We start from the raw sequence: 13,953 nt of genomic DNA, 5'->3' as shown, positions 1-13,953 counted from the left end.
GCGCAGGTGCATAGGCTGGTCTGAGAGGTGGCGCTCGACGGCCGGGCGCCTGGGCCATGGTAGGGGGCGCAGGGAAGCGCGCGCGTCGGACAGTGCCGCAGAGCGCATGCCCGGTGCGGGTGAATGCAGCGCTGCCGGATCGGCGCGGCGTGGTGGCCGGCGGTCCACCGGAGAGGGCACAGCGCGAGGCGTGCCGGGCTCCGCGCGACCGCGCTGGAGACGACGGCGGTATGCTCGGCCCTCCCATGAGGCAGCAGTGCGGGCGCAGTTCTCCAGGCATGTGCGAGAGCGATTGCGCCCCCTGCGCAGGGCGGAGCCCTCTTTGAAAATCTTCTACGGCTGGCGCCTGGTCGGCGCAGCCTCCGTCATCCAGTTTCTCCACGGCGGCCTGCTGATGCAGGCCTTCGGCGCCTATGTGGCCGTGCTCTCGCAGGAGTTCGGCTGGAGCAAGACCTCGCTGTCCGGGGGCGCGGCGATCCAGTCGCTCGAAGGCGCGGTGCTCGGGCCGGCCCTGGGGTGGGTCATGGACCGCATCGGGGCCCGGCTGATGGTGCAGGCCGGCATCCTGGTGTTCGGCCTCGGCTTCATCGTGCTCAGCCAGGTGGACAGCATCGGCGGCTTCTATGTCGCCATCGTGCTGCTCGCCCTCGGCTCGAGCTTGTCGGGCTACTTTCCGCTCACGGTCACGCTGGTGCACTGGTTCCGGCGCAAGCGGGCACGGGCCTTGTCCACGATGGGCCTCGGCCTGGCGCTGGGAGGCGTCGCGGTGCCGCTCGTGGCCTGGTCGATGCAGGCGTACGGCTGGCGCTCGACGGCGTTCATGTCCGGTGTCCTCGCGATCGTGGTCGGCTGGCCGCTCGCGCGTGTGCTGCGCCGCCATCCGGGCGAGGTCGGCGAGACCGAGGACGGCCTGCCGCCCGAGCCCGCACCCGCTCTCGCTCCGGGGGCCGTGGCTGCCCCGCTGCAGCGCGATTTCAGTGCCATCCAAGCCCTGCGCACCCCGGCCTTCTGGCTTCTCGGCGTAGGGCATGGCTTCGCGCTGCTTGTGGTGACTGCCGTGAACGTGCACGCCATCTCGCACATGAAGGAAGGGCTGGGCTACTCGGTGGGTGAGGCCTCTGCCGTCATCGCCCTCATGACCGGCTGCCAGGTGGCGGGGGTGCTGATGGGGGCGGCGATCGGCGACCGCTGGGACAAGCGCTACGTCGCTGCCGCCTGCATGCTTGGCCACATGGTGGGCCTGCTGATGCTGACGTTCGCCGTGCATCCGGTGTTTCTGGTCGGCTTCGCCGTCTTCCACGGCGTGGCGTGGGGATTGCGCGGCCCGTTCATGCAGGCGCTGCGGGCCGACTATTTCGGCCTCCAGGCGATCGGGGTGATCATGGGACTGTCTGCGTTTCTCATCGCCGTGGGACAGGTGGCGGGGCCGATGGTGGCGGGCGGGCTGTCGGACCTCACCGGGGACTATCGCCTGGGCTTCACCATCCTGGCGCTGGTTTCGGGCTCCGGCTCGGTGCTGTTCATCCTCGCGCGCCGACCGCGCTGAATCGCCGGCAGCCGCGACGCGGCGCCGCTCGCTCAGCGCTGGGCCGCAGGCGCCGGTGCGGCCGGACGGCACTCGAGGTAGCCGTGGTAGCCGGCCCTGAGCTGCTGCCCCACCTCGAAAATCATTTCTGCTGCGACACGGCTCCCATCGGTCTGCGGTATGGCGGAGGGATCTGCATCGGGGCGCACGGTCAGGTGCACCGGTTCGGCCGCGAGGGCGAAGGCTGCCGGCGCAATGGCGGTCGCCGGGGCAGGCTGGAGCGGCACGAGAACGCCGTTGAGTTTGACCACGCCCAGCTCGGCCAGACCGTCCGAGCCCAGGCCGACCACCATCACCGGCCTGCCGGAGCTGGTGTAGCGGAATGAGCAGTGGGCGCGTGCGCCGATGACCTTCCGGATTTCGGCGCCTTGCAGCGTGGCCGGATCGAGCATCGACACATGCGCTCCCTCGAGCGCCTGGGGCGCCTGCCGGATGCGCACGATCTCGGGAGCCGTTGCAGGAGCGTCGTCGGGCGCATCGTTCTGGCCGCATCCCGCCAGCAGACCGGTGGCCATGGCCAGGCAGGCCAGGCTCAGCGCCATCGAGTGCGTGCGAGGGTGCATCAGTCACGCCTTTCCAGGTCGCGGACCAGGTACTTCATTTCCGCGATCTCGCGCTCCTGGGCCTCGATGATCTCGTCCGCGAGTTTGCGAACGCGCGGGTCGGTGATCTGCGATCGGCTGCTGGTCAGGATGGCGATCGAGTGATGCGGGATCATGGCCTTCATGTACGCGATGTCATCGACCGTGGCCTGGCTGCGCACCAGCCACAGCGCGCCGGCGAACACCGCGACCGAGCCGGCGAAGATGGCGTAGTTCACGCGCTTGCGCGGGTACATGTGGAGCATGAAGGCCAGCATGATCACCGACATGGTCGCGCCCATCACGAGCGCCATCCAGGCCCGGGTTTCGCTCCAGAACACCTGTTCGAAGGCGTAGGTGTTCAGGTACATGAGCCCGTACATGACCACGGTCGAGGTCGCAATCATCGCGGCGAAGCGCCAGTAGGACATGTGCACGGTGGAATCTCCTCAACGCGTTCGGTCGTTGCTGCGCGGGGCAGGGGCGGGGGGGTGGGCATGGGCAGGGCTCGAGACGGCGGGGGCCGCGGCTGCTGGCGCTCTTTGCTGGCCGCCCGGGCTGCCGGGGCCCTCCGAGCCGTGGCCGTGGCCCGCGGACGCGGAACCGCCCAGCGCCTGATAGCGCTCGGGCGTCATGGCGGGCAGGGCCTTGACGAACGCGACGATGCTGCGCAGCGCCGCGTCGTCGTGGCTGGGGCCGAAGGCGGGCATGCCCGTCATCTTGATGCCGTGCTTCACGATCCAGAAAATCTCGCCGGGCTCCCATTCGGCCGCAGCTTCCGCAAGGTGGGGCGGGCGCGGACGCATCGCCTCGGCCCAGTCCGCCCGCCTGGCGCCCGGCCCGCCATGGCAGTGCTGGCAGGTGGCGTGGTAGTCCCGTGCGCCGGCCGAGAGCATCGCTTCGGTGACTGCCTCGGTCCGCTGGAAGTCCTCGGCACGCTGGCGCACCGACCGACGCATGGTGGTGTCGAACGCCCAGCGGGTCAGCGACGCGTGCTCCTCGGTGGCGGCCACGTTGTACGACCCGCTGTAGACGAGGGCCAGCGCACCGACGGCAAGCACCGCCAGCGCCGCCATCAATCCGGCGATCAGACCGCTCCAGAATCCAGCCTTTCTTGCCATGCCTTGCGACCCGTCGTTGTTTGCTGCTGCTGCTGCTGCTGCGACTGCGGGAGCACCGCGCCGCACGGGATCTGATCTTTGCTCTGTCCACGGCACGCAGGGCTGGCCGGTCACCATCGCTCACAAACCGCTGCGGCGCGGCTGAGCTTCTGCGAGGGCTCGGGCGCAGGCGCGGTTTACCGCCGACTTAGAATCGCCGCCATGCTGATGACGCCGCGCGCCCGCACCCGATCGGTGAACTACCGGGGAGCTGGCTTGCCGCGCGGCTACTTCTGCGCCGTCGCGCCGCCATGACGGGCATCGGGCTGCGCCCGGTCAGATCGCTCCCTTTCGCTCCGACAGGCCCGGCGCCGCGCCGCGGTTGACCGCCTTTTTCCTTTTTCCTCCGTTCTGGCCGCCCGCCCTGGCGCGGCCCGCATGCATGTCCATTCACACCATCCGCAACGAGTGGTTCTCCAACGTCCGCAAGGACCTGCTCGCCGGTCTTGTCGTCGCGCTGGCCCTCATCCCCGAGGCGATCGCCTTCTCCATCATCGCCGGCGTCGATCCCAAGGTCGGGCTGTACGCGTCCTTCTCCATCGCCACCCTGATCGCGTTCGTGGGCGGACGCCCCGGCATGATCTCGGCGGCCACCGGCGCCATGGCGCTGGTGATGGTCACGCTGGTGAAAACCCACGGCCTCGAGTACCTGCTGGCGGCCACCGTGCTGACGGGCGTGCTGCAGGTGGTCGCCGGCGCTCTCAAGCTCGGCGGACTGATGCGCTTCGTGTCGCGCTCCGTGGTCACCGGATTCGTGAACGCACTGGCCATCCTGATCTTCCTGGCACAGCTGCCCGAGCTGGTGAACGTCACCTGGCACGTCTACGCCGTGACGGCGGCGGGGCTCGCGATCATCTATGGCCTTCCCTTGCTCACCCGCGCCGTGCCCTCGCCGCTGGTTGCCATCGTGGTCCTCACCGGCGTCGTGATGGCGCTGGGCCTGGACATCCGCACGGTGGGCGACATGGGTGCGTTGCCCGACAGCCTGCCGGTCTTCCTGATCCCGGACGTCCCGCTGACCTGGGACACGCTGGCGATCATCCTGCCGTACTCGCTCACGCTTGCCGTGGTCGGCCTGCTCGAGTCGATGATGACGGCCACCATCGTCGATGAACTCACCGACACCCGCAGCGACAAGAACCGCGAATGCGTGGGCCAGGGCATCGCCAACGTGGCCACCGGGTTCGTCGGCGGCATGGCGGGCTGCGCGATGATCGGGCAGTCGGTGATCAACGTGAAGTCGGGCGGGCGAGGGCGCTTGTCTGCGCTGACCGCGGGCCTGGCATTGCTGGTGCTGGTGGTGTTCCTCGGCGACTGGGTGCGGCAGATCCCGATGGCGGCGCTCGTCGCGGTGATGATCATGGTGTCCATCGGGACCTTCAACTGGGCATCCATCCGCAACCTGCGCGCCCATCCGGCCAGCTCCAGCGTCGTGATGCTGGCGACGGTCGCCGTCACCGTGGCCACCCACGATCTCGCCAAGGGCGTACTCACGGGCGTGCTGCTGTCGGGCTTCTTCTTCGCGCACAAGGTCGGACGAATCCTGCATGTGCGCTCCCGTCTTGCCGACGACGGGCGCAGCCGCGACTATGAAGTCGCAGGCCAGGTGTTCTTCGCATCCGCGGACCGGTTCGTCGAGGCCTTCGACTGCAAGGAAGCGCTCGAGCGTGTTCGCATCGACGTGGGCCGCGCGCACTTCTGGGACATCACCGCCGTCAGCGCCCTCGACCGGGTCGTGCTCAAGTTCCGCCGCGAAGGCACGGTGGTCGACGTGGTGGGCCTCAACGAGGCCAGTGCCACGCTGGTGGACCGCTTCGCCGTCCACGACAAGGGCGGGAGCGCGGACCTGGTGCCGGGGCATTGAGGGCGTTGCCGCCGGAAGCAACGCCGCAAAGGCATGGCGTACGTGCCGAGTGCCGCGCCGCCGAAGCCTTCTGCAGTTCCGAGCCAGCCGGGGGCCGGGCCGACGGTTGATCACGCCCGGCGCTGGCACCGATGCAGAGGCGCACCCCTTCAGCGCGGCGCCTGCGAGTCCTCCTGCACCACGTGGTCGAAGCCCTCGCGCTGATCCGCCCGGGGGGCCTCGTCGCGCAGCAGCACCGTCGTCGCGCTGCGCGCTGAACCATTCGAGCCCTGGGCGTGGCCAGGGCCCCCTTCGTCGAGGCGCGCTCCCAGCCGGGCCTCCATTTCTCCCAAACGCATCGACATCATTCGCTGCATCTGCTCGATCTGCTGGCGCAGTTCGCGCTGGATGCGGCTGAGGGTCTGCTCCGTCTCGCTGGCCGCCTGGCCCTCGCGCTGGCGCGACTCGCGCAGGTGGTTGTCCAGGTGCTGTCGCAACTCGACGAAGCGCGAGGTCTCGGCCTTGTCGGCGAGCTCGCGCTGCGCCTGCAGGTCTCGGCTCTGCTGCCGCGCTTCCATGAGGTGGCGCGTGTGGGTGGATGCGCTGGCGGCCAGAAAGGCCAGAGTCGCGAGGCCGAGCAGGCCGAGCAGGATGAGGCCGAGCGGCGCCGCGAGTGTGGCGAACCCGAGGCTCAGCGTCGTCGGGCGTGTGACTTCTTCCCAGTTCAGCAGAGTGAACGCGACGACGAGCACGGCGGCGAGGATGAGTACTACGGTTCGGATGCGCATGGGATCTCCAGTGTTCTGGGCCTGAACCCCATTCTTGGACGGCTGATCGGCAAAAGTGTCAGCGGAAGACCCGATTTCCTGTACACGGTTGCTCCGCAGTGCTGTGGCAAACTCGCCCGTCCTCAAAACGCACCCGTGCTGTTCATGCAAAGCATCGTGAGGCAGATCGCTGCCGAGCTCCGAGTGGGAGAACACCAGGTCCAGCAGGCGGTGACCCTGCTCGACACCGGGGCGACGGTCCCCTTCATCGCGCGCTACCGCAAGGAAGCCACCGGCGGACTCGACGATGTGCACCTGCGCGAGCTGGAGGCCCGCCTCGCCTACCTGCGCGAGCTGCAGGAGCGGCGCGCAGCCGTCCTCAAGAGCATCGAAGAGCAGGGCAAGCTCACGCCCGAGCTGCGCGCCGCGATCGAGGCGGCGCCGACCAAGCAGGAGGTCGAAGACCTCTACCTTCCCTACAAACCCAAGCGCCGCACCAAGGGGCAGATCGCGCGCGAGGCCGGCATCGAGCCGCTGGCAGACCTGCTGTTCGCCGACCCCACGCGCGACCCGCAGGCCGAGGCGCAGGCGTTCGTGAAAACGGAGAAGGGTGAGGGTGGCGAAGACTTCACCAGCGTGCCTGCCGTGCTCGACGGCGTGCGCGACATCCTGTCCGAGCGCTGGGCCGAGGACCCGGGCCTGGTGCAGTCGGTGCGCGAATGGCTCTGGGAAGCGGGCCTCTTTCGCAGCAAGCTGGCCGCGGGCAAGGATGAAAATCACCCTGATGTCGCGAAGTTCCGCGACTACTTCGACTACGACGAGCCGATCGGGCGCGTGCCTTCGCACCGCGCGCTGGCGGTGTTCCGTGGGCGGCAGCTCGAAGTTCTGGAGGCGCGGCTCGCGCAGCCGGTGGAGCCGGAGCCGGGCAAGCCCTCGATTGCCGAAGGCCGCATCGCCCTGCACCTGGGCTGGAGCCACGCCGGTCGGCCGGCCGACGACCTTCTGCGCCGCTGCGTCGCCTGGACCTGGAAGGTGAAGCTCTCGTTGTCCACCGAGCGCGACCTGTTCGCGCGCTTGCGTGAAGGGGCCGAGGCGGTGGCGATCAAGGTCTTCGGCGACAACCTGCGCGACCTGCTGCTGGCGGCGCCGGCGGGCCCGCGCGTCGTGATGGGGCTCGATCCGGGCATCCGCACCGGCGTGAAGGTGGCCGTGGTCGATGCCACGGGCAAGCTGGTGGACACGGCCACCGTCTATCCGCACGAGCCGCGGCGCGACTGGGAAGGCGCGCTGCACACGCTCGGCGCGCTGTGCATCAAGCACCCCGTGAACCTGATCGCGATCGGCAACGGCACCGCCAGCCGCGAGACCGACAAGCTGGCGGCCGATCTGGTCAAGCGCCTCGCGAGCCGCCAGGCAGATGCGGGCGAGATCCAGCGCGTGGTCGTCTCGGAAGCGGGCGCCTCGGTGTATTCGGCGAGCGAATTCGCCTCGCAGGAGATGCCCGACGTGGACGTGAGTTTGCGCGGCGCCGCCAGCATCGCGCGCCGGCTGCAAGACCCGCTGGCCGAGCTGGTGAAGATCGATCCCAAGTCGATCGGCGTGGGCCAGTACCAGCACGACGTGAACCAGGGCGAGCTCGCACGCACCCTGGGGGCGGTGGTCGAGGACTGCGTGAATGCGGTGGGCGTCGATCTCAATACCGCCAGCGTGCCGCTGCTGTCGCGCGTGTCGGGGCTCTCGGCCAGCGTCGCCAAGTCGGTGGTGCGCTGGCGCGAAGCGCATGGCGCCTTCCGCAGCCGCCAGCAGCTGATGGAGGTGAGCGGCCTGGGCGCCAAGACCTTCGAACAGAGCGCCGGCTTCCTGCGCATCCGCGGTGGCGACAACCCGCTCGACATGACCGGCGTGCACCCCGAGACCTATCCGGTGGTCGAGCGCCTGCTCGGCGCGCTGGGCAAGCCGGTGCAGGAGGTGATGGGGCGCGGCGAACTGCTCAAGTCCTTGCAGCCCGAGCGCTTCGCCGACGAGAAGTTCGGCGCCATCACGGTCAAGGACATCCTCGTCGAACTCGAAAAGCCCGGCCGCGACCCGCGTCCGGACTTCAAGGTGGCGCGCTTCAACGAGGGCGTGGAAGACATCGCCGACCTGCGCGAGGGCATGGTCCTCGAGGGCACGGTGAGCAACGTCGCGGCCTTCGGCGCCTTCGTCGATCTGGGCGTGCACCAGGATGGGCTGGTGCACGTGAGCCAGCTCGCGCACAAGTTCGTCAACGACGCCCGCGAGGTGGTGAAGACCGGCGACATCGTGAAGGTGAAGGTGCTGGAAGTGGATGCAGCGCGCAAGCGCATCAGCCTGACGATGAAACTGGGCGAGGCACCGGCGCGTGGCGGACGCGACCCACGCGCCAGCGAGAACCGCTTCGAGCGGGGTAACCCCGGCCGCAACTGGAAGCAGTCGCCCCAGACACCCGCGCCGACGGCGATGGCCGGCGCCTTCGCCAAGCTGCAGGCTGCGCGCAAATAGCGACATGGCCGGCCCGCGTGCGCTGCGCATCTATGCGGGCCCCGCGGCACGCCAGCACATCGCCCGCGAGGGCTTGCGCGCAGAGGACATCGGGGCCATTCCGGCGGCTGCCGGCGGACCCAAGGGGCTGGTGCTGGGGCCGCTGGACCGTTTCATCTTTGGCGACTGGCTGCCGCGCAGCAGCCAGCCGGTGCACCTGGTGGGCGCCTCCATCGGCGCCTGGCGCATGGCAGCCGCCTGCCTGCCCGATGCGTCCGCCGCGTTCGCGCGCCTCTCGCACGACTACATCCGCCAGCAGTACGAAGTTGCGCCGGGGCGTCGCATGCCGACGCCGGAGCACGTCTCCGAGCGTTTCGGCCAGGGTCTTCGCAGCTTCTACGGCGAACAGGTGGCCTCGGTGCTGGGGCATCCGCGGTGGCGGCTCCATGTGGTCACCGCGCGCGGCCGCCACCTGCTCGGGCGTGAGCACCGCCTGGCGACGCCTCTGGGCTACCTGGGTGCCTTCCTGAGCAACGCCGTGCACCGCAAGGCCCTCGGCGCGTGGCTCGAGCGCGTGGTGTTCTCCACCGGCGGGGCCTCCTTGCCCTTCGACACGCAGGACTTCCGGACCCGCCGCGTCGCGCTGACGCAGGACAACTTCTTCCAGGTGGTACAGGCGAGCTGCTCGATTCCTTTCGCGCTGCGGGCGGTGCACGACATTCCGGGTGCGCCGCCCGGCGCCTACTGGGACGGCGGCATCACCGACTACCACCTGCACCTGTGCTGGCACCCGCCGTCGCGTGGCGGCGGGCTGGTGCTCTATCCGCATTTCCAGCGCGCGGTGGTGCCCGGCTGGCTCGACAAGGGCCTGCGCTGGCGCCACGCGGCCACTTCCTTCCTGGATCACATGGTCGTGCTCGCGCCCGACCCGGCGTGGGTCGCGCGCCTGCCGAACGGCAAGCTGCCCGATCGCACCGATTTCTCCCGGTATGCGCTCGACTTCGACGCCCGGGTAGCCGCGTGGAGCGCCGCCGTCGCAGCCAGCGAGCAGCTCGCCGAGGAGTTCTCCGCGTGGATCGAGCGGCCGGATGTGCGCCATGTCGAGGCGCTTTGAAGACGGACGTTCTCGGCGACGGCTTTGCAGCGTGGCCGGCTTGGGAGGGGCTCGGGACCCGGTGCGCCGGGACCCGGTTTGCTGACGGCCGGATGCGTCGGGAGTCGGGTGTTCCGAACGTCCGGGCGCCCAAGGTGAGGCGCCCAAGGTGAGGGCGCTCAAGTTCCGGATCGCGGCGGAGATTGATGTCGCGGTGGACTCTTTCGCCGCGGGGCCGCGACGCCGAAGGATCGCGAAGGCGTAGCCGTGCGCAGTGCGCGGCTGCCCTACCCTCAGAGCGCCTCGGACAGCATGCGTTCGTAGTCCTGCGCGCTCGCCTCGCGCGGATTGGTCTTGTGGCAGTGGTCGGCCAGGGCGCCGGCGATCACCTTGGGAAAGAGCGCGGGCGTGACGCCGAGCTCGGACAGGCGCGTGGGCAGTCCCAGTCGCGCGTTCATGTCGCGAATGGCCTCGGGCACGTCCTCTGCGGACTGCAGGCCCATGGCGCGGGCCATGCGCTCGATCCGGCGCTCGCTGCGCACCGACTCGGCCTGCGCGTTGAAGCGCACCACGGCCGGCAGGAACAAGGCGTTGAGGGTGCCGTGATGAAGGCGCGGGTCGGCCCCGCCCAGGCTGTGGCTGAGGGAGTGCACGCAGCCGAGGCCTTTCTGGAAAGCCATCGCACCCTGCATGGACGCGCTCATGAGATTCATGCGCGCTTCGCGGTCGCTGCCGTCGCGGGTGGCGCGTTCGATGTGCGCCCAGCCGCGCTCGAGCCCGTCCAGGGCGATGCCATCGGCCGGCGGGTTGAAGCTGGGCGCCATGAAGGTTTCCATGCAGTGGGCGATGGCGTCCATGCCGGTGGCCGCCGTGAGGCGCGGCGGCAGCCCAAGCGTGAGCGCGGGGTCGCAGATGGCCACGCGGGGCACCAGGTGCCAGGAGTGGAAGCCGAGCTTGCGGCCGTCATCGACGATGACGATCGCGCCGCGTGCCACCTCGCTGCCGGTGCCGCTGGTGGTGGGCACCGCGATCAGCGGCGCGACGCGCTCGGTGATCCGGCCGGCGCCACCCTCGACGGTGGCGTAGTGGGTCAGGGGGCCATCGTGCGTGGCGGCGATCGCAACGCCCTTGGCGCAGTCGATCGAAGAGCCGCCGCCTACCGCCACCAGCCCGTCGCAGCCCTGCGCGTGGTAGAGCGCGCTGGCCGCGCGCACCGCCGCTTCGGTGGGGTTGGAGGGGGTCTGGTCGAACACGGCCACAGGCAAGTCGCCCAGCGCGTCGAGCGCGCCTTGCAGGACGCCGGCTGCGCGCACGCCCGCGTCGGTGACCACCAGCGGCCGGCGGATGCCCACCCGCGCGCACTCCTGCGCGAGCAGCCGCAAGGCGCCGAATTCGAACTGGACCTGGGTGATGTAGTGGATGAGGGCCATGGTGCGAGGCTGCGGAGCTGCCAATCTGCGAAGTGGGGCGGCTACGATGCCACAGTTTCCAAACCACGCCATGCCACATCCGCGACTGACGCCCGCTACCCGTTCCGTGCTCGAACGCATGGCCCGCGCTGGTCATCCGCCGCTGCACACCATGGGTGCGCAAGCTGCCCGCGCCGTCTATGAAAAGGCGGCCGGCGTGCTGGAGGTGGCAGCGGCGCCGCTGCCGCACGTCGAGGATTTTTTCATTCCCGCCCGCGACGGCCATGCCATGCCTGCGCGTCTGTACGCCACCGGGCTGCCCGCGCGGGCGGGGCACGGGCGGCGCCTGCCCGTGCTGCTCTATTTCCACGGCGGGGGATTCACCATCGGCAGCATCGCCACGCACGACGTGCTGTGCCGCGAGCTGTGCCGCCTCAGCGGCTGTGCCGTGGTGTCGCTCGACTACCGGCTCGCGCCCGAGTACCGTTTTCCGCAGGCCGTGGACGACGCCTGGGATGCGCTGTGCTGGCTGGCAGTCCGAGGGCCCACGCTCGGCCTCGACGGCGGGCGCATTGCGGTGGGCGGCGACAGCGCCGGCGGCACGCTGGCGGCGGTGTGCGCCATCCTCGCCCGCGACGCAGGCCTGTCGCTGGCGCTGCAGCTGCTGTTCTATCCCGGCTGCGCTGGCTACGGGGAGCTGCCCTCGCACCAGCACTACCGCGAAGGCCTGCTGCTGGACGCCACGCTGATCGACTGGTTCTTCGCGCACTACCTGGACGAGCAGGCACGCGGCGACTGGCGCTTCGCGCCGCTGTACGCACCCGACCTGGAGGGCGTGGCTGCGGCGTGGTTCGGCCTGGCCGAATGCGATCCGCTGGTGGACGAAGGCATCGCCTACGCCGATCGGCTGCGCGCGGCACGCGTGCCGGTAGCGCTGGAGATCTACCACGGCGTGGTCCACGAATTCATCCGCATGAGCCGCGCGATTCCCGAGGCGCGGCAGGCGCACCAGGACGCCGCGCGCGCACTGGCGGAGGCACTGACGCAGACCGCATGACCACGAAGACAACCGCATGACCATGACGCACGACGCTCCCGCTTCCCGCGACGACTTCCGCTTCTTCCACCGCCTGCGCGTGCGCTGGGCCGAGATCGACATGCAGAAGATCGTCTTCAATGCCCACTACCTCATGTACTTCGACACCGCCGTCGCCGATTACTGGCGGGCGCTGGCGCTGCCCTACGAAGAGGCCATGCACCAGCTCGGCGGCGACCTCTACGTGAAGAAGGCAACGGTCGAATACGACGCCTCGGCCCGCATGGACGACCGCCTGGACGTCGGCCTGCGCTGCGGACGCATCGGCAACAGTTCGATGGCATTCCAGGGCGCCATCTTCCGTGGCGAGCAGCGGCTCGTCGGCTGTGAGCTGCTGTATGTGTTCGCCGACCCGAGCACCCAGACCTCGCGGCCGGTGCCGCAGGCGCTGCGCGACGTCCTGAGCGGCTACGAAGCCGGCGAGGCGATGGTCGCGGTGCGCACGGGCCCGTGGGACGCGCTGGGTCCGCACGCCCGGCCGCTGCGCACCCGCGTCTTCGTGCAGGAGCAGGGCGTCCCGCAGGAGCTCGAGTGGGACGACGAGGATGAAGGCGCGCTGCACGCGTTGGCCACCAACCGGCTCGGGCAGGTGGTGGGCACCGGCCGGCTGCTGCGCGCGGATGCGGGTGTGGCCAAGGTGGGGCGGGTGGCCGTGCACGCGGCGCTGCGCGGCAGCGGCGTGGGGCAGCAGGTGATGCGCGCGCTGCTGGACGCGGCGGCGCAACGTGGCGACACGCGCTGCGTGCTGCACGCGCAGCGCTCGGCCGAGTCGTTCTATCGCCGGCTGGGCTTTCGCAGCGAAGGCGCGCCCTTCGAGGAAGCCGGCATTCCCCACGTGCTCATGTCGGCACCGCTGCCGCTGGAGGGCCAGGCCGCCTGAGCGGGGCCGAACGCCCGCAGGCGCACGCTGCCGAAATGCCTGGCGCGGTGGTGCGTTCGAGCGTCGCGCTCGAAGCGCTCCGATAGGGACACGCTGGCGACCTAGATGTCGGCGAGCAGCGGGTAGGGCAGCGGTTTCAGCTCCAGCGCAGGCCCGTCCGGCGCTGCGGCGCGGATCTGGCCGCCTTCGGTGGCGGCGAGCTGCACCGACACCAGCGCGTCCCAGCCTCCCTGCGGCGCCGCGGCGGCCTGCACCACCAGTCCGCAGGGCTGGCCCGGATCGGCATCGTGGAACAGCTCCATGCCCGCGGCGAGCGGCTGCGACGCATGCGCCGGGAACATGCGGCGCTTGAGCGTGCCCCGGAACTGGCTGCGGGCCACGACCTCCTGGCCTGGATAGCAGCCCTTCTTGAAGTTCACGCCGCCTACCGATTCGTAGTTGAGCATCTGTGGAACGAAGGCCTCGAAGACGGGGGCGGTCAAGGTCGGCACCGCGCTGCGCACCTCGCCCCACAGCCAGTCCTCGGTCGATATGGCGGAGCCGGCCGGGGAGGGCGTGCCGTGGGGCGCCAGCCAGAGGGCGCGCTCGATACCGTCGGCGGAGTAGAGCCCGACCAGATGGCCAGCCTCCTGCACGCGGTGCGACCACGGCGAAAGCGGCGCGCCGCCGGCGGCCGCACGAACGGCGCCACCCGCCAGCCCGCGCAATTCGAACGCCGCGGTGGCGTCGGTGAGGCGCGCCCTGGTGCGCAGCACGAACATGGACAGCCGCTTGAGCGTCTGGGCGAGCAAGTCACGCGAGAGCACCAGCAGGAAGTCGCCGGGGGCGATGGGCACCGCGACGAAGCTGGCCTGCATGCGCCCCTTGGCATTGCAGAACGCCGCCAGCCGGGCCTCGTCGGGGCGCAGCAAGGCGAAATCCTGGGTGAGCTGGCTGTTGAGGAATTTCGCCGCTTCGTCGCCCTCCACACGGATGAGGCCGAGGTGGGGCAGGGGGGCAACGCCGTCCAGTGCTGAAGTCATGCTGAATTATCATCCCCG

General features: G+C 70.0%; 12 protein-coding genes. 6 read left to right on the top strand and 6 right to left on the bottom strand.

Annotation, left to right across the window (positions count from 1 at the left end; genetic code table 11):
• Positions 1-322 precede the first annotated feature (322 nt).
• The gene (locus WG922_RS09240) at positions 323-1,546 is read left to right on the top strand and encodes an MFS transporter (protein ID WP_340282233.1); all 1,224 of its coding nucleotides are present in this window, start codon (positions 323-325) and stop codon (positions 1,544-1,546) included.
• Positions 1,547-1,578: 32 nt separating this feature from the next.
• Here the strand turns inward: WG922_RS09240 and WG922_RS09235 are convergent, their stop codons facing one another.
• The 3 genes from WG922_RS09235 to WG922_RS09225 are packed head-to-tail and all read right to left on the bottom strand — an operon-like array spanning position 1,579 to position 3,287.
• Positions 1,579-2,148: a hypothetical protein gene (locus tag WG922_RS09235; RefSeq protein WP_340282232.1), complete on the bottom strand. Its 570-nt coding sequence runs from the start codon at positions 2,146-2,148 to the stop codon at positions 1,579-1,581.
• Positions 2,148-2,597, bottom strand: coding sequence for a DUF305 domain-containing protein (locus WG922_RS09230; protein WP_340282265.1), 450 nt, complete (start codon positions 2,595-2,597; stop codon positions 2,148-2,150). Before WG922_RS09230 ends, WG922_RS09235 begins: the two co-directional genes overlap by 1 nt.
• 18 nt (positions 2,598-2,615) lie before the next feature.
• Entirely contained in the window at positions 2,616-3,287 is a 672-nt protein-coding gene (locus tag WG922_RS09225; RefSeq protein ID WP_340282231.1) for a c-type cytochrome, read from the bottom strand.
• Between the two features lie 421 nt (positions 3,288-3,708).
• Here WG922_RS09225 and WG922_RS09220 point away from each other — a divergent pair, with 421 nt between their 5' ends.
• Positions 3,709-5,190, top strand: coding sequence for a SulP family inorganic anion transporter (locus WG922_RS09220; RefSeq protein ID WP_340282230.1), 1,482 nt, complete (start codon positions 3,709-3,711; stop codon positions 5,188-5,190).
• Positions 5,191-5,339: 149 nt separating this feature from the next.
• Here WG922_RS09220 and WG922_RS09215 read toward each other — a convergent pair whose 3' ends face one another.
• Positions 5,340-5,957, bottom strand: coding sequence for a hypothetical protein (locus WG922_RS09215; protein ID WP_340282229.1), 618 nt, complete (start codon positions 5,955-5,957; stop codon positions 5,340-5,342).
• Positions 5,958-6,101: 144 nt separating this feature from the next.
• Here WG922_RS09215 and WG922_RS09210 point away from each other — a divergent pair, with 144 nt between their 5' ends.
• Together WG922_RS09210 and WG922_RS09205 are read left to right on the top strand one after the other, a co-directional pair.
• On the top strand, positions 6,102-8,456 hold the full coding sequence (locus WG922_RS09210) for a Tex family protein (protein ID WP_340282227.1): 2,355 nt from the start codon (positions 6,102-6,104) through the stop codon (positions 8,454-8,456).
• A 4-nt stretch (positions 8,457-8,460) separates the two neighbouring features.
• Positions 8,461-9,549 carry a patatin-like phospholipase family protein gene (locus WG922_RS09205; protein WP_340282226.1) on the top strand — a complete coding sequence of 363 codons (1,089 nt, stop codon included), beginning with the start codon at positions 8,461-8,463 and terminating at the stop codon, positions 9,547-9,549.
• A 272-nt stretch (positions 9,550-9,821) separates the two neighbouring features.
• Here the strand turns inward: WG922_RS09205 and WG922_RS09200 are convergent, their stop codons facing one another.
• Positions 9,822-10,958 (bottom strand): iron-containing alcohol dehydrogenase, encoded by a 1,137-nt coding sequence (locus WG922_RS09200; RefSeq protein WP_340282225.1) that lies wholly within the window; start codon positions 10,956-10,958, stop codon positions 9,822-9,824.
• Positions 10,959-11,028: 70 nt separating this feature from the next.
• Here WG922_RS09200 and WG922_RS09195 point away from each other — a divergent pair, with 70 nt between their 5' ends.
• Entirely contained in the window at positions 11,029-11,994 is a 966-nt protein-coding gene (locus WG922_RS09195) for an alpha/beta hydrolase (protein WP_340282223.1), read from the top strand.
• 16 nt (positions 11,995-12,010) lie between these two features.
• Complete coding sequence (locus WG922_RS09190) at positions 12,011-12,913, top strand: YbgC/FadM family acyl-CoA thioesterase (protein ID WP_340282221.1); 903 nt, start codon at positions 12,011-12,013, stop codon at positions 12,911-12,913.
• Positions 12,914-13,014: 101 nt separating this feature from the next.
• Here WG922_RS09190 and ygfZ read toward each other — a convergent pair whose 3' ends face one another.
• Positions 13,015-13,935, bottom strand: a complete 921-nt coding sequence (ygfZ, locus tag WG922_RS09185; protein ID WP_340282220.1) for a CAF17-like 4Fe-4S cluster assembly/insertion protein YgfZ — start codon at positions 13,933-13,935, stop codon at positions 13,015-13,017.
• Positions 13,936-13,953: the final 18 nt, after the last annotated feature.

Origin of the sequence: Ramlibacter sp. AN1015, assembly GCF_037726105.1 — a bacterium.
Taxonomy (GTDB): Bacteria; Pseudomonadota; Gammaproteobacteria; order Burkholderiales; family Burkholderiaceae_C; genus Ramlibacter.
The sequence above is the reverse complement of the archived record's forward strand: the minus strand, read 5'-3'. Positions and strand labels throughout refer to the sequence as shown.

Coding starts and splice junctions, on each gene's coding strand:
- WG922_RS09235 (WP_340282232.1), bottom strand. CDS start 2,148: ATGCACCCTCGCACGCACTCGATGGCGCTGAGCCTGGCCTGCCTGGCC.
- WG922_RS09230 (WP_340282265.1), bottom strand. CDS start 2,597: ATGTCCTACTGGCGCTTCGCCGCGATGATTGCGACCTCGACCGTGGTC.
- WG922_RS09225 (WP_340282231.1), bottom strand. CDS start 3,287: ATGGCAAGAAAGGCTGGATTCTGGAGCGGTCTGATCGCCGGATTGATG.
- WG922_RS09220 (WP_340282230.1), top strand. CDS start 3,709: ATGTCCATTCACACCATCCGCAACGAGTGGTTCTCCAACGTCCGCAAG.
- WG922_RS09215 (WP_340282229.1), bottom strand. CDS start 5,957: ATGCGCATCCGAACCGTAGTACTCATCCTCGCCGCCGTGCTCGTCGTC.
- WG922_RS09210 (WP_340282227.1), top strand. CDS start 6,102: ATGCAAAGCATCGTGAGGCAGATCGCTGCCGAGCTCCGAGTGGGAGAA.
- WG922_RS09205 (WP_340282226.1), top strand. CDS start 8,461: ATGGCCGGCCCGCGTGCGCTGCGCATCTATGCGGGCCCCGCGGCACGC.
- WG922_RS09200 (WP_340282225.1), bottom strand. CDS start 10,958: ATGGCCCTCATCCACTACATCACCCAGGTCCAGTTCGAATTCGGCGCC.
- WG922_RS09195 (WP_340282223.1), top strand. CDS start 11,029: ATGCCACATCCGCGACTGACGCCCGCTACCCGTTCCGTGCTCGAACGC.
- WG922_RS09190 (WP_340282221.1), top strand. CDS start 12,011: ATGACCATGACGCACGACGCTCCCGCTTCCCGCGACGACTTCCGCTTC.
- ygfZ (WP_340282220.1), bottom strand. CDS start 13,935: ATGACTTCAGCACTGGACGGCGTTGCCCCCCTGCCCCACCTCGGCCTC.